The organism is bacterium, from assembly GCA_024742285.1.
In the GTDB taxonomy this organism is placed as follows: Bacteria; Myxococcota_A; UBA9160; order UBA9160; family UBA4427; genus UBA4427.
Genome location: JANSYR010000018.1, coordinates 35113 through 58594 on the forward strand (window position 1 = coordinate 35113; position 23482 = coordinate 58594).

21 protein-coding genes are annotated in these 23482 nt (G+C 69.7%); 15 read left to right on the forward strand and 6 right to left on the reverse strand.

Annotation, left to right across the window (positions count from 1 at the left end; genetic code table 11):
* The first annotated feature begins 479 nt into the window (after window positions 1–479).
* The 7 genes from NXI30_24910 (at window position 480) to tkt (ending at window position 7971) form a co-directional block, all read left to right on the forward strand.
* The gene (locus tag NXI30_24910) at window positions 480–1259 is read left to right on the forward strand and encodes a DUF3450 domain-containing protein (protein MCR9097471.1); all 780 of its coding nucleotides are present in this window, start codon (window positions 480–482) and stop codon (window positions 1257–1259) included.
* Window positions 1259–2665, forward strand: coding sequence for a MotA/TolQ/ExbB proton channel family protein (locus tag NXI30_24915; protein MCR9097472.1), 1407 nt, complete (start codon window positions 1259–1261; stop codon window positions 2663–2665). The genes NXI30_24910 and NXI30_24915 overlap by 1 nt, the downstream gene beginning before the upstream one ends.
* Before the next feature lie 18 nt (window positions 2666–2683).
* Complete coding sequence (locus NXI30_24920) at window positions 2684–3217, forward strand: MotA/TolQ/ExbB proton channel family protein (GenBank protein MCR9097473.1); 534 nt, start codon at window positions 2684–2686, stop codon at window positions 3215–3217.
* A complete protein-coding gene (locus NXI30_24925; protein MCR9097474.1) occupies window positions 3214–3624 on the forward strand; it encodes a biopolymer transporter ExbD in 411 nt (136 codons plus the stop codon). Before NXI30_24920 ends, NXI30_24925 begins: the two co-directional genes overlap by 4 nt.
* Window positions 3624–4247, forward strand: coding sequence for an energy transducer TonB (locus NXI30_24930; protein ID MCR9097475.1), 624 nt, complete (start codon window positions 3624–3626; stop codon window positions 4245–4247). Before NXI30_24925 ends, NXI30_24930 begins: the two co-directional genes overlap by 1 nt.
* Before the next feature lie 16 nt (window positions 4248–4263).
* The gene (locus NXI30_24935; protein ID MCR9097476.1) at window positions 4264–5541 is read left to right on the forward strand and encodes a hypothetical protein; all 1278 of its coding nucleotides are present in this window, start codon (window positions 4264–4266) and stop codon (window positions 5539–5541) included.
* Window positions 5542–5892: 351 nt separating this feature from the next.
* Window positions 5893–7971 (forward strand): transketolase, encoded by a 2079-nt coding sequence (tkt, locus tag NXI30_24940; GenBank protein MCR9097477.1) that lies wholly within the window; start codon window positions 5893–5895, stop codon window positions 7969–7971.
* 51 nt (window positions 7972–8022) lie between these two features.
* Here tkt and NXI30_24945 read toward each other — a convergent pair whose 3' ends face one another.
* Window positions 8023–8454, reverse strand: a complete 432-nt coding sequence (locus NXI30_24945; protein ID MCR9097478.1) for a peptidylprolyl isomerase — start codon at window positions 8452–8454, stop codon at window positions 8023–8025.
* 167 nt (window positions 8455–8621) lie between these two features.
* On the opposite strand from NXI30_24945, the gene NXI30_24950 reads away from it, so the two are divergent.
* Window positions 8622–9134 (forward strand): GreA/GreB family elongation factor, encoded by a 513-nt coding sequence (locus NXI30_24950; GenBank protein MCR9097479.1) that lies wholly within the window; start codon window positions 8622–8624, stop codon window positions 9132–9134.
* Between the two features lie 233 nt (window positions 9135–9367).
* On the forward strand, window positions 9368–9856 hold the full coding sequence (locus NXI30_24955) for a hypothetical protein (protein MCR9097480.1): 489 nt from the start codon (window positions 9368–9370) through the stop codon (window positions 9854–9856).
* 155 nt (window positions 9857–10011) lie between these two features.
* Here NXI30_24955 and NXI30_24960 read toward each other — a convergent pair whose 3' ends face one another.
* Together NXI30_24960 and NXI30_24965 are read right to left on the reverse strand one after the other, a co-directional pair.
* Window positions 10012–11322, reverse strand: coding sequence for a DUF5666 domain-containing protein (locus tag NXI30_24960; GenBank protein MCR9097481.1), 1311 nt, complete (start codon window positions 11320–11322; stop codon window positions 10012–10014).
* Window positions 11315–12193 (reverse strand): DUF6502 family protein, encoded by an 879-nt coding sequence (locus tag NXI30_24965; protein ID MCR9097482.1) that lies wholly within the window; start codon window positions 12191–12193, stop codon window positions 11315–11317. Before NXI30_24965 ends, NXI30_24960 begins: the two co-directional genes overlap by 8 nt.
* A gap of 181 nt (window positions 12194–12374) precedes the next feature.
* On the opposite strand from NXI30_24965, the gene NXI30_24970 reads away from it, so the two are divergent.
* Both NXI30_24970 and NXI30_24975 read left to right on the forward strand, forming a co-directional pair.
* Window positions 12375–13175, forward strand: a complete 801-nt coding sequence (locus tag NXI30_24970; protein MCR9097483.1) for an SDR family oxidoreductase — start codon at window positions 12375–12377, stop codon at window positions 13173–13175.
* 5 nt (window positions 13176–13180) lie between these two features.
* Complete coding sequence (locus tag NXI30_24975; protein ID MCR9097484.1) at window positions 13181–13726, forward strand: GNAT family N-acetyltransferase; 546 nt, start codon at window positions 13181–13183, stop codon at window positions 13724–13726.
* Between the two features lie 90 nt (window positions 13727–13816).
* Here NXI30_24975 and dnaE read toward each other — a convergent pair whose 3' ends face one another.
* On the reverse strand, window positions 13817–17218 hold the full coding sequence (dnaE, locus tag NXI30_24980) for a DNA polymerase III subunit alpha (GenBank protein MCR9097485.1): 3402 nt from the start codon (window positions 17216–17218) through the stop codon (window positions 13817–13819).
* A gap of 119 nt (window positions 17219–17337) precedes the next feature.
* Here dnaE and NXI30_24985 point away from each other — a divergent pair, with 119 nt between their 5' ends.
* The 4 genes from NXI30_24985 to NXI30_25000 are packed head-to-tail and all read left to right on the forward strand — an operon-like array spanning window position 17338 to window position 21371.
* Window positions 17338–17766, forward strand: a complete 429-nt coding sequence (locus NXI30_24985) for a response regulator (GenBank protein ID MCR9097486.1) — start codon at window positions 17338–17340, stop codon at window positions 17764–17766.
* Entirely contained in the window at window positions 17766–19214 is a 1449-nt protein-coding gene (locus NXI30_24990) for an FAD-dependent oxidoreductase (protein MCR9097487.1), read from the forward strand. The genes NXI30_24985 and NXI30_24990 overlap by 1 nt, the downstream gene beginning before the upstream one ends.
* A gap of 3 nt (window positions 19215–19217) precedes the next feature.
* Window positions 19218–20543, forward strand: coding sequence for a DNA polymerase IV (locus NXI30_24995; protein ID MCR9097488.1), 1326 nt, complete (start codon window positions 19218–19220; stop codon window positions 20541–20543).
* Window positions 20544–20591: 48 nt separating this feature from the next.
* Window positions 20592–21371, forward strand: coding sequence for a ubiquinone biosynthesis protein COQ4 (locus NXI30_25000; GenBank protein MCR9097489.1), 780 nt, complete (start codon window positions 20592–20594; stop codon window positions 21369–21371).
* A 326-nt stretch (window positions 21372–21697) separates the two neighbouring features.
* Here the strand turns inward: NXI30_25000 and NXI30_25005 are convergent, their stop codons facing one another.
* Window positions 21698–22792 (reverse strand): glutathione S-transferase C-terminal domain-containing protein, encoded by a 1095-nt coding sequence (locus NXI30_25005; protein ID MCR9097490.1) that lies wholly within the window; start codon window positions 22790–22792, stop codon window positions 21698–21700.
* 29 nt (window positions 22793–22821) lie between these two features.
* Entirely contained in the window at window positions 22822–23445 is a 624-nt protein-coding gene (locus tag NXI30_25010; protein MCR9097491.1) for a methyltransferase domain-containing protein, read from the reverse strand.
* Between the last annotated feature and the right edge of the window lie 37 nt (window positions 23446–23482).

Genomic DNA, 23482 nt, shown 5'->3' on the forward strand with positions numbered 1-23482 from the left:
CGATGCCCCGGCTCGGCCGTCCCCCGGGTCGTTCCCGGAGTTCCCTGTCAGGACGTTTCGATTCGGTTCGGTCGCCGCACTTCGCGGGAACGGCGAAACCGAGGAAGGGACGTCGGATCGGACCCGTCGACCGGCGCAAGAGCGCAGAGTCAACGGAGGACGACGAACACCGACAGCGGAACGACCCCACGCCTGCCCTGGGCGCTCTCGATCGACGATCGAGGGCACGCGGGGAGCCGGTCCACGATCCCCGGGGTCCCCTGGGCGCGGTGTGCCGTGGGGCGCGAAACGACGTCAGTCAGTGTAGTGTCCGTTGCCCTGCGTGGCGGCCTCGCGGGCCGAAGGCAGGCAACGAACGTATTCACGCGGCGCTCGAGCTTGGGGCGTCGCGGAACAGGGAGAGTCGTCGAGGCGCCTAACAAGTGTGCTCAGACGACCACGAGTCGAATCTGGTCCGGTGGGGACCGAGGAGAGAATTCATGATGACCTTCAAGGCGATGGCGAGCACGGTGCTCGCGCTTGCCCTCGGCGCGGGCGTAGCGTCCGCGCAGCAGCTCGATCCGCCGATCGATGCTCAAGTTGATGCGAACGCGGCGAGCGCCGAATCCCAGAGGCGCGTCGAGGAGATCGCGACGGCGACCGACAGCCTCACGGCGGACTACCGCCTGACGCTCAAGAAGATCGAGTCGCTCCAGATCTTCAACCGCCAGCTGACCCAGGTCATCGATTCCCAGAACGAGGAGCTCGAGAGCCTCCAGTCCCAGATCGACGGGGTCGAGGAAGTCGGCCGCGCGGTCACGCCGCTCATGCTGCAGATGATCGAGGCCCTCGACCAGTTCGTGGCGCACGACATGCCCTTCCTGGTTCAGGAGCGGAAGGATCGCGTCGCCGGCCTCCGCGTGCTCATGCGCCGTTCCGACGTCGCCGAGCCGGAGCGCTACCGCCGCATTCTCGAGGCCTACCAGATCGAGAACGACTACGGCCGAACCATCGACGCCCACTCGGGTACGATCGACAAGGACGGTGCCGAGGTGCCGGTCGACTTCCTGCGCGTGGGACGGATCGGCCTGATGTACAAGACGCGTGACGGCCTGGAATACGGTGTCTGGGACCAGGCGAACGACGTCTGGCAGACGCTCGAGCCCGGCGACTACGCCAACTGGATCAACGAGGGCATTCGCGTGGCGAAGAAGCAGTCGGCGCCGCAGCTGATCCGTGTGCCGCTCCCGCAGCCCCAGCAGGCCGGAGGTGCGAGCTGATGTCGCGCTCGATCATCGTTCGAAAGAAGGTTCAGAACATGAAGAAGTGGGTCGTCGCGGGCGCGCTCGTGGCGCTCCTTCCGATCGCCGCTGGAGCGCAGGAGACCGAGCCCGGCGCGATGGTCATCGACGTGCCCCAGTCGACCTCCGTCGACGACCTGCTCGAGAAGGTCCGCAAGGGCTTCGATGTCCAGAAGCGCGAAGACGCCGAACGCGTGCGGATCTTCGAGACCCGCCGCGAAGAGCAGGACCAGCTCCTGGCCGACGCGAAGGCGCGCGAGGCGCGCGAAGAGGCGCGCTCCCAGGCCCTCGAGAAGGAATACCAGGAGAAGGAGGTCAAGATCGCGGAGCTCGAGGCGGCCCTCGAACAGCGCATGGGCAACCTCGGTGAGCTCTTCGGTGTGACCCGGCAGATCTCGGGGGACTCGCGCGGTCTCATGGAGGCCTCGATCACGAGCTCCCAGTTCGACAACGAGCGCATCGCCTTCCTCGAGAGCCTCGGCGCGAGCAAGGAGCTGCCGTCGATCGACGAGCTGAAGCGCCTCTGGTACGAGATGCAGCGTGAGATGACCGAGCAGGGCAAGGTCGTGACCTACACGACCGAGGTCTACACCCCGGGCGGCATCGAGCAGCGCGAGGTCACTCGCGCCGGCGTCTTCTCCGTCATCTCGGGCGGCGAATACCTGCTCTGGGACCCGAACAAGGGTCAGCTCCAGGAGCTCGCGAAGCAGCCCCCGGCGCGCTTCGTCGACACCGTCGGCGAGTACGAGGGCGGCGAAGGTCTGACCGGTCTCGCCGTCGATCCCTCGAGTGGTTCGCTCCTGGCGGTCCTCATCGAGAGCCGCGGCCTGGTCGAGCGACTGCAGGCCCAGGAAGGTGGCGCCGTCGGCAACGTGATCATGGGCCTCGGCGGGATCGCGTTCCTCCTCGGCGTCTTCAAGATGGCCTGGCTCTTCATCGTCGGCCGGAAGGTCGCCTCCCAGAAGAAGTCGACCACGCCGGACACCAGCAACCCGCTCGGTCGCGTCCTCGCCGTCGCGCAGGACAACCCGGATGCGGACCGCGAACAGCTCGAGCTCATGCTCGACGAGGTCGTGCTCCGCGAGTCGGGCAAGCTCGAGAGCCTCGTCTGGCTCGTTCGCATCGTCTCGGTCGTCGCGCCGCTGCTCGGTCTGCTCGGAACGGTCACCGGTATGATCCGGACCTTCCAGTCGATCACGCTCTTCGGTGCCGGTGACCCCCGCATGATGGCCGGTGGTATTTCCGAGGCGCTCATGACCACGATGCTCGGTCTGGTCGCCGCGATTCCGCTGGTCCTCCTGCACGCTGCGCTCGCCAACAACACGAAGAAGATCGTCGACACCCTCGACGAACAGAGTGCGGGCCTGATCGCGCAGCAAGAGTAGGAAGAGAAGGGGGCTCTCATGGGCCAGATGATCATCGACGTAGAGGCGTTCCTGGAGACGGGTGGCCCCGTTCTCAACGTCATCGCCATCGTCACGGTCGTGATGTGGACGCTGATGCTCGAGCGCTTCTACTTCTTCTACCGGGTCTTCCCGCGCGTGGCGGAGAAGGCGCAGGAGGATTGGCAGGCCCGCGACGATCATTCGTCGTGGGGCGCGCACCAGATCCGCCGGCTCAAGGTGTCGGAGCTCCGCATGGAGCTCGAAGACGGCCTGGCCTACATCCGCGTTCTCGTCGCGCTCTGCCCGCTCCTGGGGCTGCTCGGGACCGTGACCGGCATGATCGAGGTCTTCGACGTCATGGCGGTCGCCGGCTCCGGCAACGCCAAGGCGATGGCGGGTGGTGTGTCGCGCGCGACGATCCCCACGATGGCGGGAATGGTCGCGGCACTCTCCGGTCTGATCCTGTCGGCCCGCCTCGAACAGTTCGCGGCGGACGAAGGGGAGCGGCTGGCCGACCGGCTCGAGATCGAGCATGGGGGAAGTGAAGAATGAGACGCCGAAGATCCTCCGGCTTGAGTGAAGAGGCCGACGTCGACCTGACGCCCATGCTCGACGTCGTGTTCATCATGCTGATCTTCTTCATCGTGACGGCCTCGTTCATCAAGGAAGTCGGCCTCGACCTCAACCGTCCCGAGGGCGGTGAGTCGACCAAGGTCGTGACGGACAACGAGAACATCCTGATCCAGATCACCAACGATGGATTGATCTTCGTCGACCGCCGCAGCGTCGATGTCCGCGCCATCCGCGCGAACATCGAGCGCCTTCGAGCCGAGCGGCCGAACGGCCAGGTGATCGTCGCGCCCGGCGAGGCCTCCCAGAACGGGTTGCTGGTTCAGGTGATGGACCAGGCGAGACTCGCCGGCGCCGAGGAGATCTCCCTGGCAGCGGAGGTGAACTGATGCCCGGTATCATCCGTTTCATCGTCCCCTTCGCGATCGCCGGCGTCGTGACCTTCGGTCTCTTCTGGCTCATGCAGAGCCTGATCGGCGTCGAGGGTGAGCTCGACAAGAGCGCGCGCACGAAGGTGATCGACTTCGTTCGCGTGAAGCGCAGCGAAGAGGTCAAGAAGAAGGAACGCGAGCCTCCGAAGAAGGAGGAAATCGACGACACGCCGCCGCCGCCCGACTTCACGATGGACCAGACCACCAGCATGGATGGTGGCGGGATCGGCATCTCGGCCGGCGTCGACACGAGCATGTCGCTCGACACCGGGGGTGGCTTCTCCATGGCCTCCGCCGACGGTGACGCCGTACCGATGGTGCGCGTGCCGCCGCAGTATCCGGAGCGTGCGCTCCAGCGCGGAATCGAGGGTCGCGTGCTGATCGAGTTCACGATCAGCAAGTCCGGGTCGGTCAAGGACGCGAAGGTGGTCGCGTTCGAGCCGAGCAAGATCTTCAACAAGGCCGCGCTGAAAGCCGTGAAGCAGTGGAAGTACAACCCCAAGATCGTGAACGGCAAGCCGGTCGAGCAGCCCGGCGTCCGGATCGCGATCCCGTTCAAGTTGGGCAGCGAAGCCGCATAGCGGCGGAGATGGACGTATGACGGACGGAACCCGCAACTGCACCCGCAACCCGGATCGGTGGCTCCGCTGGGTCGCCCTGGCGATCGTGGCGACCCTTTTCGCCGGCCCGGCCTTCGGCCAGGCGCAGTACCAGTTCAGCACGCGCAACCAGAAGAAGATGGTCAAGGTCTTCGACGCCCTCCGCCTCGAAGGGACCGACGAAGAGGTCGCCGCCGCGCGTGCAGAGGCCAAGGAAATCCTGCTCGGGATCAACCTGAAGCGAGCGAAAGCCTATGGTCGCGCGCGGATCCTGTGCACGCTGGGCGGCATTTCGGTCCAGGACGGTGAGAACGAGGCCGCGCTCGACTATCTCGAGCAGTGTGTGGCCGAGGAGGCGCTCCAGCCCGAGGAGCAGCTGCGAAACCAGTTCATGGTCGGGCAGCTGCAGACGATGCTCGGGCGGTACGACGACGCGATCGTCACCCTCGAGAATTGGCTCGCCCAGACGGAGGTCCCCGCGCCCTCGTCCTACTACACGCTGGCGGTGACCTACTACCAGGCCGAGCGGGCCGAGGAAGCGCTCGCCCCCGCGAAGAAGGCGGTGGAGCTCTCCGTCGATACACCGAAAGAGAGCTGGTACCGCCTGCTCCTCTCGCTCCATCTCGAGCGGCAGGAGTTCGACGAGGCACTCGCGCTCCTCGACGACATGATCCTCGCCTACCCCAAGAAGGCGTACTGGTCGCAGATGGCCGCGATCTACTCCGAGAAGGCCGACTCGGCGCGGAGCCTCTCGGTCCAGCAGCTGGCCAAGCGCGAGGGGTTCGTGACCGAGTCCAAGGACCTGATGCGCGTCGCGCAGATGCTCATGGTCGAAGGTCTGCCCCACCAGGGCGCGGCGGTCATGAAGGCGGGGCTCGAGGACGGTTCGATCGAGCCGACCAAGGCGGCCTACCAGACCTACTCGGACACGCTCCTGCAGTCGCGCGAGTGGGAGCTCGCCGTCGAGCCGCTCGCCAAGGCGGCGGAGATGAACGAGGACGGGGCTCTCTACGTGCGCCTCGCCCAGGTGAATCTCCAGCTCGGACGCTGGGGCGACGCGCGTGGCGCACTCGACAGCGCCTTCGAGAAGGGCGACCTCAACGACGAGGGGCAGGCCCACATCCTCTATGGAATCGCCGCCTTCAACGACAAGAAGTGGAAGACGGCGACCCGCGCCTTCGGTCGCGCCGAGGGCTACTCGGGCACGGCGGAGACCGCCGGCAAGTGGAAGGCCTACGTCGAGCGTGAGAAGGCTCGCCTCGGCGTGCCGGACTGATTCGCCGGCTTCGCCGGTCGGTGCTGCGCGCCTCTCGACGCGCCCCTTTCGTGGGGCGCGTCTTGCGTTGAGGACTCTGGTTGCCGGCTTCGCCGGTCGGTGCTGCGCGCCTTGCGTTGAGGACTCCCGCTTGGAGTCTGTGGCGGCGTAGCCGGCGGGCGCGCTCGTCGAGTGTGCTGGAAGGCGCCTGGGGCCCGCGGGAATGGGATTCCGGGGATTTCGCCCATTCCGCCGGAGCCGGTTCGGCGGTACTGTTGGGCGCGTTCTCGGGTCCGCTCCCCACCGGACACCCCCCACGAGCCGAGACCGACGCGCGGCGTCCGCCAGCGCATGAATCGAACGGAACCCCTCATGACCTCCACCGCACTGCCGGCGGCTGGGACCGACGATCCCCAGCTGCTCGAACAGATCGAGAACACCATCCGATTCCTCGCCGTCGATGCCGTCGAACGCGCCGGAATCGGCCACGTCGGCGCCGCGATGGCCCTCGCGGCCTCCGCCTTCGAGCTCTGGGACAACCATCTCCGCTTCGACCCCCAGGATCCCGCCTGGCCGCTGCGCGACCGCTTCGTGCTGTCGAACGGGCACGCGTCGATGCTCCAGTACGCGCTGCTCCACCTCTTCGGGTACGACCTCTCCCTCGACGACATCGCGAAGTTCCGCCAGCTCGGCTCGCGCACGCCCGGCCACCCGGAGTACGGCGAGACCGCCGGTGTCGAGCTGACGACCGGGCCGCTCGGTCAGGGCTTCGCGCATGGGGTCGGCATGGCGCTCGCGGCCAGGATGACGGGCTCGCAGTTCGGCGGAGAAGGCGACGGGGCCGATCGGCCGGGACAGCACTTCGTCTACGGCTTCGTCGGGGACGGCTGCCTGATGGAAGGGGTTGCGTCCGAGGCGGCCTCCTTCGCCGGGGCGCACGCGCTCGGCAATCTGATCTACGTCTACGACGACAACGCGATCACGATCGATGGGGGAACCGACATCACGTTCTCCGAGAGCGTCCCCGCGCGTTTCGCCTCCTACGGCTGGCACGTGGTCGACTCGGTCGACGGGCAGGATCGCGCTGGATTCGCGCAGGCCCTCGAGGCCGCGCGTGCCGAGACCGACCGCCCGACGCTGATCGTGCTCAAGACCCTGATCGGTCGCGGCGCGCCCAACTTCGAGGGGCGCAACAAGGCCCACGGCGGCCCGCTCGGCGAGGACGAGACGAAGCTCGCGAAGGAAGGCCTCGGATGGCCGACCGAAGGCGACCTCCTGGTGCCCGATGCGGTGCGTGCCTACTGCGACGAACGGGCGAAGGCGAAGCGCGCCGCGCGCGAGGCCAGCGATGTGAATCTCGCCGCCTGGCGCGAGGCGAACGCCGACGCGGCCGCGCGCTGGGACACGGCGCGCGAGCGATCGCTGCCCGCGGATCTCGTCGAGAAGCTCGTCGATGGACTCGACGGGGCCAAGAACGCGACGCGGAAGCACTCGCAGACGGTGCTCGAGCGGCTCGCGGACCTCGTGCCGTACATGACGGGCGGCTCCGCGGATCTGGCGGGCTCGGCGGCACCGCCGATCGTGAAGAGCGCCGGGATCGTCGGTCCCGCGGCGGGGGAGGGCGTCGACCCCTTCGCCGGGCGGAACATCCACTTCGGTGTGCGCGAGCACGCGATGGGCGCGATCGCGAACGGGATCGGTCTCGACGGGACCTTCCTGCCCTACTGCGGCACGTTCATGATCTTCAGCGACTACATGCGCCCGTCGATCCGGCTGGCCGCGCTCCAGAAGTCGCCGACCCTCTTCGTCTTCACCCACGATTCGATCTTCGTGGGCGAGGACGGCCCGACCCATCAACCGGTCGAGCAGGTCGATTCGCTCCGCGTGATGCCCGACCTCACGGTCTTCCGTCCGGCGGACGGCGTCGAGACCGCGATGGCGTACGCGTACTACCTGAAGTCGGTCGCGGGCGAGGGCCCCGGCAAGCCCGGTCCGATCCTGCTCTCGCTCACGCGTCAGGGCCTGCCCGGACTCGAGCGTCCGGCGGGCTTCGTCCCCGAGGACGTCTGGAAGGGCGCCTACGTGGTGAGCGAGCCGGCCGAAAAGGCGGGCGTCGTGCTGCTGGCGACCGGCAGCGAGGTCTCCCTCGCCGTCGAAGCCGCCGGGGAGCTCGCGGGTTCGGGCATCCACGCCCGGGTCGTCTCGATGCCTTCGGTCGAGCTCTTCCTCGAGCAGAGCGACGCCGACCAGGACGCCGTCCTTCCCGACGACGGCACGCCGATCGTCGCCATCGAAGCGGGCCGCGGAGAGACGCTGCGCCGCTTCGTCGGCCGCCGCGGCCTCGTGATCGGCATGGAGAGCTTCGGGGCCAGCGCGCCCTATGGCGACCTCGCCGAACACTTCGGCTTCACCGCGAAGAACGTCGCGGAGCGGGTGAAGGCCGCCGTCTGATTTCGCCGGCTTCGCCGGTCGGCGCGGGGCGCCGACGACTGAGCCGAAGGCTCAGTCCGAAATAACGACGGTCTCCATCACGTCGCCCTGGGCGATCGAATCGACGATGTCCTGGCCTTCGAGGACCTTGCCGAAGACGCCGTGCTTGCCGTCGAGCCACGGGGTCTCGACGTGGGTGATGAAGAACTGGGAGCCGTTCGTGTTCGGGCCGGCGTTGGCCATCGAGAGGATGCCCGGGCCGTCGTGCTTGCCGGCGAGGGCGCCGGCCTCGTCGTCGAACTTGTAGCCGGCGTCGCCCGTCCCCGTGCCGAGGGGGCAGCCGCCCTGGATCATGAAGTCGGCGATCACGCGGTGGAAGGTCAGGCCGTTGTAGAAGCCTTCGCCCGCGAGCTTGATGAAGTTGCCCGTGGTCTCGGGGGCGGCATCGGTGAAGAGCTCGAGCTTGATCGCGCCCTTGTTCGTGTTGATCGTCGCGGTGGTCATCGGATTCTCCGTGTGTTCGTCATGGCTGTTCCGCGTATTCGTCCGCGGTTTCGGATACGCTCGCGGGGCCGAGTGAATGGGGCGCGGCCCGCGATGCGCGGACGAGGCCTGCCGTTACGGCGCGCGGAGTGTAACGCGAAGGCGAGACGGCGGGATCCGGGGGGACGATGGACATCAAGCGCTACTTCGTCGATCAACTGAAGGGCGTGTACCAGGAGCGGATCGCGAACGCCGGCCAGGCCGAGTCGAGCTCCGCGGACGCCGCGGAGCACATCCGCGGCGAGTCGTCCCGGCGCGAGGACGCCAAGGCCGCCGCGATGGAGGGGCGGCTCGCGTCGGGCCATCGACGCCGGCGGAAACAGGCGGTCACCGAGATGGAGACCCTGCTCGACTTCGCCGAGAAGGGGATCAAGCGCTATCGGCCGACCGATCGCGTCGGCCTCGGCGCGATGGTCGACGTCCGGATCGAGGACGACGAGGGGGAGGAGGAGCGCACCCTGATCGTGCTTCCGGTCGGGGCGGGGGAGGCGCTGACCGGGCCGGGCGGCGATGGCTGGGTCCAGGTCGTCACGCCGAAATCCCCTGTGGGGAAAGCGCTCGTGGGGGCTCGGGAAGGGGACTCCTTCGAGATCGTGGTCGACGGCCGCGATCGAGAGTGGACGGTCGTCGACCTCGGCTGACGCCGCCGTCCCACCGCTCCGGCGGAAGATGCCGCCGATTCCGCCCTCGGTCGGTCCTGCCGGTCGATTGCCACGGGCCTGCGCATCCGGCCTCTCTCCCGGTCGGGTCCGTCGTTGGTGACGCAGAAAACAATGGACGTGGGAAAAATTCCCGCTTATACAGGGAAGGTGGGAAAAATTCCCACATACACCTGCCCGCGGCCTCGCCCGGGCGCATCCCCGTGAGGATCCCCATGACTGCATCTCTTTCGTTCCGATCGATCGTCCTGGCCGGCTTCGTCGTGCTCGCCACGGCCGCCACCGCACACGCCCAGCGGGTCGTCTCCGACGCAGAGCTCGGTGACGCGCGCCCCGAGGCGGAGCTTCGCCTGGACATGCGCGAAGCCGTGGAGCGGGACACCGACACGGTGAACACCGCGCTCGTCTTCAACAACCCGAATGCCCAGACGGCCCACGTCATGTGCCGCGCCTACGACTCGAACGGAAACCACATGGGACGCCGTGTCGTCGGCGTCCCCGGAAACGGCGTGCGCTACCTGCGCGCTTCGGACTTCTCGCGCGGCGGCGACTTCATCGGCGCCGCCGTCTGTTCGTCTCGGACGCGCGTCGCCGCGAGCGCGGTCCTGCTCGCGCCCGGCGCCATCACGAACCTCGACGTGATCCAGGCCGACGCCTGGGACGACACGAACCGCGTGCGCTTCCCGCTGATCGCGACCTACTGACGGACGCCGTGATCTGCGCGCCCGATCCGTCGAACGCCTCGCCAACGTGTTCGCGGGTCGGGGAGCCGTGAGGTGCGGCTCGAAGGAGGCGCCGGACGGGATTCCCGTCCGGCGCCTCTTCGTTGGGAGCGGGTCGTCGAAGGCGCGCGGTGGCCCTATCGCGCGAGGCGCCGGTCGAGCGCCGGCGCTCGCGGCCGGACCGCCGGCCGTTGGAGATCCCGCGCCGCCTTCGGTCGCATCGGTCGCGGCGGCGGGCCGACCTCGTCGCGCGGACGTCGTTTGGGACGCTCCGGGATCGCATCCGGTCGGGGCGGCTGGTCCGTGGGCCGCGTGCCCATGGGACCGGGCCGCGACGGCGCGGGTCGGGTCGGCATCACTCGCAGGACGCCGTCGCTCTCGATCCGTCCTCCCACCCGGAGCCGTGCGCCGGGCCGGATCGCGCGGCGAATCGCGTCCGGCGTGTCCTCGGGTACGGCGAGCTCGAGGCGGCCGATCCGGGGGCGGGCCTCGCGCCCGCCGACGAAGCCCTCGACGGAGGCGTAGTCGATGCGGCCCTCGCGGCGCGCTTCCAGGAGCCGCGCGGCCAGCGTCGCCTCGAAGGCGGTGTCGGGAGCACGCGTTTCTCCCGCGCGTCCGGGCGCGATCCGCGTCGCGACCAGCTCGCCGTCGGGGCCGAGCTGGGCCTGGAAGGCGATCCATCTGCCCGGCGCGAGCTCGGCGTCGTCCAGGGACGGGGAGCGGGTGGTGCTCTCGCGCAGTCGCAGTCGCCTGCCGTCGACGACGAGCGTTCCGTCTTCGTCACGCCGCTCGATCCGCCCGGCGCCGTCGCGCGCGACCACGATGCGCCGGGCGACGACGCCGTCCGCGGTCCGGACGGCTTCGACCAGCACGAGCTGCCCGGACGCCAGGCTTCGCGGGACGCCTTGGCCATCGGCGCCGGACGACGACTCGAGCGCCAGGCTCTCGGGGATCACGACTTCGACGCCACTCACGCAGACCCGCGCGCGTCGCCCTCGACCACCGCCTTCGGGATCCGCGGAACCGCGCCCGACCGGTTCGGCGCGGCCGAAGAGGCCGAGACCGCGCGGGGCCGGACCGGCGTCGTCGGGGCCATCGCCATCCGAGACGGGCCCCCGTCCGGTGCCGCCGATGCCGCTGTCATCGTCGTCTCCGCCGGACGTACGCTGCATGCGGTCGCCGCGTGCAGGGCTCGATTCATCGGGACCGAAGCCGGTCCCGCCGAGACCGCTGTCGTCGGGACTGAAGGTGGTTCCGCGGAGACCGCTGTCGTCGGGACCGAAGCCGGTCCCCCCGATGCCGCTGTCGTCGTCGCCCGGCTCGAGGACGTGGATCGGGTGGCCGGCTCGCCCGCCGCCGCAGGTCTCGGTCGCGCCGCTCGGAAGCGGCGACAGCGACGCGAAGAGCGCGATGATCGTGAGGGTGAGGAGCCGACGGCGATCAGTCATCGCTGCCTCCGTCTGCGTCCCCCGACGAGTCCTGCGGTGCTCGGAAGAACCACGCGCCGAAGCTCATACGCTGACTCGCGTCGCTCTCGCCCGCGTCGGCGGCCTGGAGCTCGAGCGCGCGCGCGTTCACGCGTTGCAGCGCCTCCATGCCCGCCTCGCGGGCGAGGGCCTGGAGCTCTTCGACGGACTCCGGGCGGAGGTGGGCGTAGTAGACGCTTCGTTCGAGGAAGGGCGCGCCCACGCCGGTGAGGTTGTGACGCGCGGCCGCGAGGTGGTCGCGCACGTTGCGCCCCAGGTAGTAGGCCTTCTCCTCGAAGCCTTCCGACGGCACGAAGGCCTCCTCCACGAGGACGACGCGATCCTCGGCATCGAGTCGGGCGATGCCGAGGCGCAGCCACTCGTCGAGCACCGCGCGAGGGCGGATGTCCTGGGTGACCGCCTGCACGAGACCGTCGAAGGTCGGGCGGCCGTCCTCGGTCGCGAGTCGCGGCAGGGCGAGGGGGCGTCCGTCTCCATCGCGATAGGTGGGATCCGCGGTCCAGCGCAGCGCGAGCTGCGCGCCGAGGGAGACGCTCGGCGGGACGGCCGGGCGGGGCTCGCCCGCTTCCGCCTGGAGTCGCTTCACGTCCTTGCGGTGGATGCCGGTGAGCAGGGTGAGACGGCTGATCGTCTGGGGCCGGTCGGGCAGGGCGTAGCCGCGCTCGGCCTCACCCACGTAGATCCGTTTCAGCAGGCCGGCGAGGGTCGGGAACGTGATCTGGTGATCGAGGAGCAGGCGGACGAGGGGGGCGAGCAGCCGCTCGACGGCATCGAGGAGCGCGCCGGAGGGACGGCCGGCGGACGTGGGGCTCTCCTCGGTTTCTCGGGCCATGTTCGTCGTCCGACTCCCGCCGATCGCCGCGCCGTCGTCTCGCGCGGGGACGCCAAGTGAGTGGGAAAAATTACCACAGAGTGTCGGTCCCTCTCGACGATCGACCTCCAGGCGAGACGATTGCCGGTATGCTGCGCCTTCCTTTCCGGTGGCCGTCCGTGCTGGGCGAGGAGGAGCAGGCTTGAGCACGCAGGATCCGATCGAACCGGTGCAGGACTTTCTCGGGCGGCGCGCCTTCGTGACGGGCGCCGGCGGCGGGATCGGTGAGGGCATCGCGGTGCGCCTCGCGGCCGCGGGAGCGGCGGTCGCCTGCGTCGATGTCGATGGCGAAGCGGCCGCGAGGGTCGCGTTGGCGATCGAAGCGGCCGGCGGCAAGGCGTGCGCGATCCCCTGCGACGTGTCCGACGCGTCGGCGGTCGCGCGCGCGATGGACGCCTCCGTCTCCCACCTCGACGGCCTCGACGTGCTCGTGAACAACGCGGGGATCGTGAAGATCCAGTCCTTCGAGGAGATGTCCCTCGCCGACTGGGACCGGACGTTCGGTGTGAACCTGCGCTCGCTCTTTCTGACGTGTCAGGCGGCGCTTCCACATCTGCGCGCTTCCGAGGCGGGGGCGATCGTGAACATCGCCTCGATGGCCGCGCTTCGGTACACGGTGCCCCACGTCGACTACGCGGCGACGAAGGGCGGGGTCGTCTCCTTCACCCGCGATCTCGCGTTCGAGCTCGGGGCCCACGGCATCCGGGTGAATGCCGTCGCGCCCGGGCCGGTCGCCACGGGAATGATGGCGTCGATCAGCGACGAGCAGATCGATCAGGCCGGGCTTCGCTTCCTGCTCGGCCGCATGGGCCGCCCCGCGGACATCGCCGAGGCCGTCGCCTTCCTTGCGTCACCGCGCGCGTCCTACATCACGGGCGCGACGCTGCCGGTCACCGGAGGCGCAGAGCTCGCGACGAGGCCGCTCCGGCCCGAAGACGAGTAGGCCGAGTGAGTCGAGTGAGCCGCTCCGGGCGGGCGCTGCCGGAGGTGGACCTCGTCGTGCCTTCGCTTCGTCACGAGGAAGCGTTTCTCGACGCGGTCGCGCGCAGCCGCGACCTGCACGCGCGCTTCGTCGAGCCGCCGACCACGAGCGCCACGTATCGCCTCAACATCGCGCGCCAGCACGAGCCGCGATACGAGCTCCGTCTCGTCGTCGACCGCGAGAGCGGTCAGCTCGCGGGCGTCGTCAACGCGAACGAGATCGTCCGCGGGGCCGCGCAGTCGGCCTTCCTCGGGTACTACGTCTTCGCGCCCTTCGCCGGGACGGGCAGGATGGAAGCGGGGCTGCGCGCGATGCTCCGCGAAGCGTTCGGTCGGCTCGGTCTCCATCGCCTCGAGGCCAACATCCAGCCGGACAACGCGCGTTCGATCGCGCTCGTCGAGCGGCTCGGCTTCCGACTCGAGGGACTCTCGCCGGGCTATCTCAGGATCCGCGGTCACTGGCGCGATCACGAACGCTGGGCGATGACGCGCGAGGAGTTCCGAGCCGACTGAGGGTCGGCGGCTTCGGTCAGGTATTTCGAGCCTTGAGCGCGAGAAGCGCCGCCGCTGCCAGGCGGCGCTTCGGGAGGCGCTCCGCGCCGACTAACGATAGTCGTGAGAGCGCGGCATCTTCGGCTTCCGCGAGTCCCGTCGCGGTGTGCTCGTGCGGCCGGGGCCGGGCGCGCGCGCTTCGCTCAGGTCGAGCGGGACGATCTCGCGGGCGCGCACGTGGATCACGCCGTCGACGCGCTGGAGCGGCCCTGCGATCTCGAGGAGCGAGGCCTGGTGGAGCGGGACGCGGAAGCGTGCCGAGATGTCCGGGGTCAGCACGGCATTCGAGAGCCCGGTTTCGTCCTCGAGGGTCACGAAGCAGAAGCCCTTCGCAGAGCCGGGGCGCTGGCGCACGATGGCGTGGCCGGCGATCCGGACCCAGGCGCCGTCGGGGGTCTCGCGGAGCCGGGCCGCCGAGAGGACGCCGCGGCGCTCGAGGCCTTCGCGCAGATGCCCCATCAGGTGGACGTCGGTGGTCAGGCCGGCGAGTCGGTAGTCGGCCAGGGTCTCGTCGAGGGCATCCATCGGTTCGAGGGGGGACGGCTCGGGAGGTGTTGTCTCGGGAGGTGTTGTCGGCCCCTGCCTCGAATCGACGGGCTTCTCGTTCCGGCCGCCGGAGGCGCGGGCGATCTCGCGTCCGGCGAAGAGGCTGTTCGGATCCCGTTCGAGGGCGGCGACCTGCCAGAGCGCGTCCCGCCGGCCTCTGGAAGCCCCGCGGAGTCGGCCGAGAGCACCGAGCTCCGCCAGGGCCTCGAGCTCGTTGCGATCCGGCGCGACCCGGCGGACGAAGTCGCCCAGGTCTTCGAAGCCGCCGGCGCGGCGTGACCGGACGATCCGCTCCGCGGTCGTCGCCTTCAGGCCGCCGACCGCGTCGAGGCCGATGCGGACGGCGGGGGCGCCACGGTGGCGGTTCCGGGTCGGGCTGCCCTCCTCGAGGTCGGCCCGTTGGTTGGAGAAGAGGACGTCGACCGGGCGGATCTCGACGCCGTGGCGCTGGGCGTCCTTCACGAGGGTCGCCGCGCTGTAGAAGCCCATGGGTTGGGCCCGCAGGAGCCCGACCAGGAAGGCCGCCGGGTGGTGGCACTTGAGATAGGACGAGGCGTAGGCGATCAGGGCGAAGGACGCCGAGTGGGACTCGGGGAACCCGTAGAGCGCGAACGACGAGATGTGGAGGACGATCTGGTCCTCGGCCTCGCGGGAGAAGCCCTGACGACGCATGCCCTCGCGGAGTCGCGCCTCGATCTTCGTCATCCGCTCCGCCGAGCGCTTGAAGCCCATCGCGCGTCGGAGCTCCTCGGCCTCTCCGCCGGAGAAGCCCGCTGCGACCATCGCGATCCGCAGCAGCTGCTCCTGGAAGAGCGGCACGCCCAGCGTCCGCTCGAGGATCGGTTCGAGACTCGGGTGCGGGTACTCGACGGGCTCGCGACCGGCCCGGCGGTTGAGATAGGGGTGGACCATCTGACCGACGATGGGGCCCGGGCGGATGATGGCGATCTCGACCACGAGGTCGTAGAAGGTCTTCGGCTTGAGCCGAGGGAGCGTCGCCATCTGCGCGCGGCTCTCGATCTGGAAGACGCCGACCGTGTCCGCCTTGCGCATCATGGCGTACGTCTTCGGATCGTCTGGCGGGAGGTGGGCCAGGTCGATCTCGACGTCCTCGTGTCTCCGGATCAGGGGGATCGTCTCTTCGAGGGCGGCGAGCATGCCGAGGCCCAGGAGGTCGATCTTGATGATCCCCATGTCCGCGCAGTCGTCCTTGTCCCACTGGACGATCCTGCGATCGGCCATCGTCGCCGGCTCGATCGGGACGACCTCGTCGAGGCGTCCGGCGGCGATCACGATCCCGCCGCTGTGCTGGCCCAGATGACGGGGCAGGCCCTGGACCGCACGCACGAGATCGGTCCAGTGGCGTACGTCGGGGGACTCCGGATCGAGCTTCGCCTCGCGGAGCCGCGCCAGGAACTCCTGCCGGACCTCGGCCTGCGGATCCTCGCCTCGGGCCTCTGCGGCGGCATCGTTCGCCCGCCGCTCCGCGGCGCTCCCCCTCGGTGCGGGAGGGAAGTCGAGGCGCGCGACGAGCTTCGAGAGCCGCCCGATCGCCTCGGGGTCCTGGCCGAGGACCTTGCCCATCTCCCGGACCGCCATCTTGATCCGGTACGTGATCACGTTCGCGGTCATCGCCGAGCCCGCGAGGCCGTACTTGCCGAAGACGTACTGGATCACCTTCTCGCGCTGGGTGCCGCTCGGAAGGTCGATGTCGATGTCCGGCCACTCGCCGCGCTCCTCGGAGAGGAAGCGCTCGAAGAGGAGGTCCATTCCGACCGGGTCGACGGCGGTGATCCCGAGCGCATAACACACGGCGCTGTTGGCGGCGGAGCCGCGGCCCTGGCACAGGATGCCCTGGCGCCGCGCGAAGGACGCGATGTCCTCGACGATCAGGAAATAGCCGGCGAGGTCGAGCTTCTCGATGATGTCGAGTTCGAAGGCGAGCTGTTTCAGGACCCGGGAGCCGGGGCGGGCGCCGTACCGGTTGCGCGCGCCGACCCTCGTCAGCTCGCGCAGACGGCTCATCTGGGTCTCGCCCCGGTCGAGAGGGAACGCAGGAAAGCGGTAGTCGAGGTTCTCGAGGGTGAACTCGCAGCGCTCGGCGATCGCGCGGGTCCCGAGGATCCACGCCGGGTGATCGCGGAAGCGTCGCGCGATCTCCTCTCGCGTCTGGACGTGACCTTCACCGTTGGGAGGGAGATGACGTCCCGCCGTGTCGAGGGTCTTCCGTTCGCGCAGACAGATCAGCGCATCGAGCAGTCGCCGATCCCTCGGCCACGCACACCGGACGTCCCCCGACGCCACGACCCGGATCCGACGGTCCTCCGCCCTGTCGGCAGCGTGGCGCGCGATCTGCGCTGTTCGGCGGTGGAGAGAATGGGAGACGTCGACGGCCAGCCGGTCCCCGAAGGCCCGGCTCGCCCGGTCGAGGAGGTCGGGTCGGAGCCGCTCGTCGCCGCGCAGCAACACACTCCAGTGTCCCGCCTCCGCCTCGAGCTCGTCCCAGCCGACCCGGATCAGGTTTCGCGCCCGGGTGTCGCGGGCTTCGAGGGTCTTGTTCCGCCGGCCGTGGGCCTTCGTCAGGATCCGGCAGAGCCGTCGCCAGCCCTCCGGCGACTCGCAGAGCAGCGTGACCCGATCCGGCTCGGCGAAGGGATCGCCGGGCTGCCCCTGGCCGACCGAAATCTCTCCACCCACCAGCGCCCGCAGGCCCGCCAGGCGGGCCGCCTTGTGGAAGCGGGGGGCGCCGGAGACGCCGTCCCGGTCCGCCAGGGCCAGGGTCTCGTGGCCCCGCTCGGCGGCGGCCTCGATCAGGTCTTCGGGGTTGCTGCAGGCCTCCAGGAAGGAGAAAGCGCTTCGTGTGCGGAGCTCGACGTAGTCCTGGGCCAGGTCTCGAGGGGAGGTCATGCCTCATTTTCGCCGTACTTTCGTCATTGATCAATCGTATACTTGGTTCATTCTCCCGGTCGCAGGCGGCCGACCCCGCTCCGACTCCGTTTCCTTCGCGCCACGAGGCCCTTCCGACGATGACGACCGCCCCGCCGGACCGGACCGCCCTGATCGTGGACGACGAGGATCAGCTCCTGCGCCTCATGACCCGCGTCCTCGAGCGGGAGCAGGTCCGGGTGCTGACCGCGAAGGACGGCACGCAGGCCCGCACGCTCTTCTCGGCCCACGAGAACGAGATCGACCTGCTCGTGCTGGACGTGTCGCTCCCCGACGGGGACGGCGCCGAGCGGCTCCTGCCCGAATTCCTGGCCCGCCGTCCCGCGGCCCGGTTCATCGTCGCGAGCGGCGACGAGCCGCCGGTGGGACTCGCCGCCGAGCTCACGCGCATCGGCGGCCACTTCCTTCGCAAGCCCTTCGTTCCGAAGGAGCTGATCCGCCTCGTCCGGGAATCGGCTCCGGCCACTTGCGGACGGCCGGGCACCGCGGTTCCGCCGGGACCCGCCTGATGGCCTCGATCGTCGTCGTCGGCGGAGGGCTCGCCGGCCTCGTCTGCGGTCAACGTCTCGTTCGCGCCGGTCACGACGTCGAAGTCTTCGAGGCGGGGGGCAAGGTCGGTGGCCGACTGCGTCCGATCGAGACCGAGCACGGGCTGCTCGAGCCTGCGGTCGGCGAGATCGGCTGGGGCGACGCGAACTGTCGCGCGCTCGTCGCGGGGCTCGGTCTCGAGCCCGCCGGCGACGCGTTCCTCGAACGAAAGCACGCGCTCGTCCTGGGCGGCCGGCTCCATCGCCCCCCGCCGCTCGGGCGCGCCGAGTTCCTCTTCCCGCGGCTGTCTCCGCGGATGGACCGACCGATCGATGCCGTGTTCCGGCGACCGCCGCGCTGGCGCGATCGCAAGCCGCTCGTGCGGGCGATCTGGGACTCCTTCGGCTCTCCGCGGCTCGATGCGCCGGACTCGGTCCGCGCCCTCGACGACACCCAATGGCAGCGCGCGTCGATCCGGGCCTTCGGGACGCGCTGGGTCACGACGCGCCTCGCGCCGGCACTCCTCGCGCGGACCGGCGTCGATCTCTCGGCCGAGTCGGCCTCGGTCGTGGTGCCGATGCTCGCGCGGTTGCTCGCGGGACGCGGTCGCTCGGTGCCCCTGGCCGGCGGCCTCGTCGCGCTCGTCGAGGCGCTGGCGGCGTCCCTGCGACTGCGTCTGGCCACCCGCGTCGAGGCGCTCGAGCCGACGGCGGAAGGCGTGCGCGTCCGGTACCGGTCGGGAGGACGATCCGGACGGGCACTCGCCGACGCGGCGGTGATCGCGCTTCCGCCGAGCGAGATCCTGCGGATCTGCCCGAAGCTCAGCCCCGCCGAGCGGGGCCACTTCGAATCGATCGAGCCGCGCCGCTCGATCGTGATCCATCGCCGGGTGAGCGATCCCGCCTGGCTGTTGCGCGGCCTGGCGGGCGTGACCTTCGTGCCCGGGGAGCTGCCCGAGATGCGCGACCTCCGGATCCTCGGGCCGCCGGCGGAGCCCTATTCGTCGGACCCCTTCTGGATCCGGATCTCCCTGGAGGTCGGGGCCGTGGACGACTACTGGACCCGCTCCGACACCGAGATCGTCCGCCAGGTCGACGCCTCGTTCCGCGGCTCTTCCCTCGGCGCGCTGCCGGAGGGGCCGTCCCGGGTCGAGCGACTGCCGGAGATCATCTCGGTCCAGGGTCGGGGGGCGCTCGCCCGCCGCGACCGGTTCAACGCGCGCACCGATCGCTCGCCGCGCCTCGTCTTCGCGACGAGCGCGCTCACGACGCCGGACCTCGAAGGCCGCGTGACCATCGGGATGCGCGCCGCCGCCGAAGCCATCGCCTCCCTCCACGCACCGATCGTCGATCCTTCCCAGGTCGCGGACGCCGCGGCGGTCGAGCCGGCCCCGGACGAAGCGGCCGCCGACCTCCCGGTCGAAGGCTGAGGGATGGGCGGGCCGGCCGGGTCACCGCGCTGTCTGCTCCACGCCGACATGGATGCGTTCTACGCGTCGGTCGAGCAGCGTGACCGCCCGGAGCTCCGTGGGCGGCCCATCGTCGTGGGTGGCGCGGGGAATCGCGGCGTGGTCGCGGCGGCGAGCTACGAGGCGCGCGAGTACGGCGTGCACTCGGCGATGCCCTCGGTCGAGGCCAAGCGGCTCTGCCCCGACCTCGTCTTCGTCTCCGGGGACATGAAGCGCTATGCCGCGGAGTCGCGCCGGATCTTCGAGATCTTTCGCGGCTATTCGCCGAGCGTCGAGGGCTTGTCCCTCGACGAGGCTTTCCTCGATCTCACCGGGACGGAGCGCCTGCTCGGCGCGCCCGCCGATGTCGGCGAGCGACTCCGGCGCGAGGTGCGCGAGAAGACGGCGCTTCCGATCTCGGTCGGGATCGGGCCGATCAAGATGGTCGCCAAGATCGCGAGCGGCGCCGCCAAGCCCGACGGGCTCCTCGAGGTTCCGCCCGATGCGGTCGGGCGGTTCCTGGAACCGCTTTCGGCGCGCAAGATCTGGGGCGTCGGGCCGGTCGCGGGCGAACGCCTCGAGGGCTTCGGCTACCGCACGATCGGGGATCTCGCGCGCGCCGATCCCGCGACCCTGCGCGCTCATCTCGGCGACTGGGGCGAGTCGATCGGCCGCCTCGCCCGCGGCGAGGACCTGCGCGAGGTCGAGCCCCATCGCGAGGCGGTCTCGCTCTCCGAGGAGAACACCTTCGATCGGGACGTCACGGATCGGAGCGTGCTCGAAGCGACGATCCTGACCCACGCCGAGAGCGTGGCGCGACGACTGCGGCGTCAGCATCTCTTCGCCCGGACCGTCGTACTCAAGTGGCGCCTCGCGCGTCGCACGAAAGAAGGGCCGCGGGGCTATCCCGCGCGTACGCGGCAGCTGACCCTCGCCGAGCCGACCGACGACGGCGAAGTCATCGCCCAGGTCGCGAAGTCGCTCCTCGACGATGCGCTCGCGGAGCCGGTCCGGTTGCTCGGCGTCGGGGTGTCCGGGCTCGTCGACGAGGGGGGCGGCGCGGCGCAACTCTCGCTCTTCGACTCGGCCGAAGGCGCCGGCGACGCGGATCCGCGCGTCATGCAGGCGACCCCCAAGAAGCGCCAGCTGAACCGGGCGCTGGACGCCCTTGCGGACAAGTTCGGGGACGACGTCGTCCGTCGCGCGAGTCAGGGGGACGCACGGCACGCGACGCTCTCCGGGCAGTGGAAGCGCGGCAGTCGGGACACGGATCGACCGGATGCGGAGAGGGACGGGGACGAGGGACGCTAGGCATCCCCACCGACTTCGACTAGCGTCGAGGTCTGGCAGGAGGTCTCCATGTCGTCCCAGAGCGTCGTCCTCAACCCCCGTCCCCTCGGCTTCTTCGGGTTCCTGCGCGAGCTGCGTCGCGCACGCCGCGTGGGGCCCGGACCAGAGACCGTGTTCCGACTGCTGCGCCCCTTCCATGGTCCGGAATTCGACCGGATCTACGAACGCTGCATGGCCGACCCGACTGCGCGTCGGCTCCTCGAGGAAGGCCGGAGCCTCCACCCCGTTCTGCTCGACTTCGCCGGGATGCGGGCCATGCCGGAGGCTTCGCTCGGTCGCGCCTACGTCGACTTCATGGAAGCCAACCAGATCGACATCGTCTCGTTCGCCGAGGCCAGCTTCAAGAACATGAAGCGCGAGGACTATGCGAACGACGCCGCGTGGGCGATGGCGAACCGGCTGCGCGACATCCACGAGATCGTCCACGTGATCTCGGGCTATGGGACCGACGTACTCGGCGAGATGTGTGAGCTCGTCTTCAACCTCGCCGAGGATCCGCGACCGAAGGCGGTCCGTTTCGTCGTCCGGATGAACCTGATCAAGTTCGAGCGCGCGGGGCATGCCCACGCCCGTGCGGCGATCGCCGAGGCCTATCAGCGGGGCAAGACGGCGGGTTCGCGGGTCGGCCAGGACTGGGCCGACATGCTCGACTGGGACCTCGACACGGTTCGTGCGCAGCTCGGAATCTCGCCGCCGACCGAGTACGCGCCGATCGACTTCGAGGAGTCCCCGCCCACCCCGTCGGTGATGCTCCGCGCGCTCCTGACGAAGGACGCCGACGCCGCGTGAGCCCGCGTGGGATGGGCGTGACGTTCGAGTGAGCGGGCACCGCTCGGCCCAGGTCGGGTACGTCCGGACCTTCTGAGCGGAAGCCGCGCGCCACGACGTGCAGATGAACCTGATCGCCCAGAGCTTCGTCGAGAAGTCGGAGTCTTTCCCTCCGGCGCTCACCGAGACCGCCGAATTCGAGCAGCTCCCCGCGAACGGCGTCCCGATCGGCCGGCTCGCGACCGGGCGCGATCGCGTGCTCTGCACTCTTTCCGGCGTCGGACGAGTGCGACTTCTTCGTCGGTCAGTCGATTCCGTTCAGCGGCGGACAGGCGCTGTCGTCCGCGTCATCCGGGGACGCCGTCCCCGTAGACGTTGATCGCGCGATTGAAGGGCGCTGCGTTCGCTTCGTCGTAGTCGGAGCGGGCGATCGGCTCCGCGTCGGAGAGGAGCGTGTGCGCCTCGTTCGTGAGATGCGCCCGGACCGTTTCCTTCGCGGCATCGTCGAGGCGCGCCCACTCGCGGCGGAGCTCCTCGAGGCACCAGACGCGATAGCGGGAGACCGGGAGCTGCTCGTAGTCGCAGCCCTGGATCGTGCTCTCGAAGTGCGAGGCGCCCGCCGCGAAGGCCTTCGCGTTGTCGCGCAGCTGGATCATGTGCGTCTCGCAGGCCTCTCGGACGAGCGTCGCGAGGGGTGCGTCGATGGCCTGGATGAGCGCCGCGCCCGCCGGATCCGGACTCGCCTCCCACATCCGCGCGACCCAGGTGAAGAGCTTCGGTGCGCGCTGGCGCATGAGCTCCGCGGGCGTCGGGTCCTGCGCGAAGTGGCGGAGCATCGGCCCGACGAATCCGAAGTCGGCGATGGTGCGTCGCTCGCCGAGCAGGAAGGGCCGCTCTTCGAGAATCGCTTCGAGCTGGTCGTAGGACGCCATCGCGGTTGCTTCCACGTGCCCGCGCGTCGCGTCGGTCACGCCGTCCCGCAGGACGAAGCCGCCATGCTGACGCTCGACCATCATCGCGCGGAGCTCGTCGCGCGGCGTCGGGACGCCGGCCAGCATCTCGTCGACGAGGTGTCCGCTCGCGTGATCCCGGTCCTGAAGGAAGCTCCAGCGGTAGTGCATCGCCGGCCGCCACAGCCACTCGTCCGCATGGTCCTCGAGGAGCAGCGCCACGAAACGGAGCGCCGGGTCCTCGGGAAAGATCGACGGCGTTCCCGTCTCGGCATACTCGGTTTCGAACCAGCGGAGGATCGGCGTCGTGTCCGAGGCCCAGCGTCCGTCTTCGAGGCGCAGGACGGGGCTCTGCACGGCCCCGGCGCCTTCCCGGATCAGGGCTTCGTGCGGCGCGTGCGGCAGCAGCGCGTAGGCGTGTCCCCGATAGCGGAGGTACGCCTCGAGCTTGCCCGCGTAGTAGGAGATCGTCGAGCCGTAGAGCGTGTGCATCGCGACAGCCTAGCGGCTCGCGAACGGGTTCAGCGCTCGTCCGTATCCCAACGATAGACGCGCATGGGCGGCACGTTCAGCAGCTCGAGCTGGACGCTGGCCTTGCCGAAGACGCGCTTGCCGAGCGTGTGGACGACGTCGCGGAACTGGTACGCGACGAAGCGGCCGCCGGGTGCGAGGCTCTCCTTGACGGAGTGGAGGATCGCGAGCCCGACCGCCTTCGGCATCGTCGAGAAGGGGATGCCCGAGAGCACCGCGTCGGGAGCGTCGAGGCCGTTCTTCTCGAGCGCCTCCGGGATCTCGGCCGCGCTGCCGTGATGGACGATCAGGCGCGGGTCGTCGATCGTCGAGCGGAGCAGCTCGCAGAAGCCCGGGTTGATCTCGATTGCGAGGAGCTTCGCGTCGGGAGCCATCGCCTGGAGCAGCGCCTTGGTCGTTCCGCCGGTGCCCGGGCCGAGTTCGACGACCACGTGGGCGCTCGCGATCTCGGCGGTCCGGGTGATCCGTCGCTCCATCCAGCGGGAGCTCGGAATGATCGAGCCGACTTCCTTCGGTCGATCGAGGAAGCCCTTGAGGAAGGCGATCGGGTGGTCGGGCTGGGGAATCAACGACTGGGGGGGCTCGGCCCGCTCGGACCGACGAATCTCGGGCAACGTTCTCTCCTCGTTCCTTCGTGACGAAGGAAAAAGT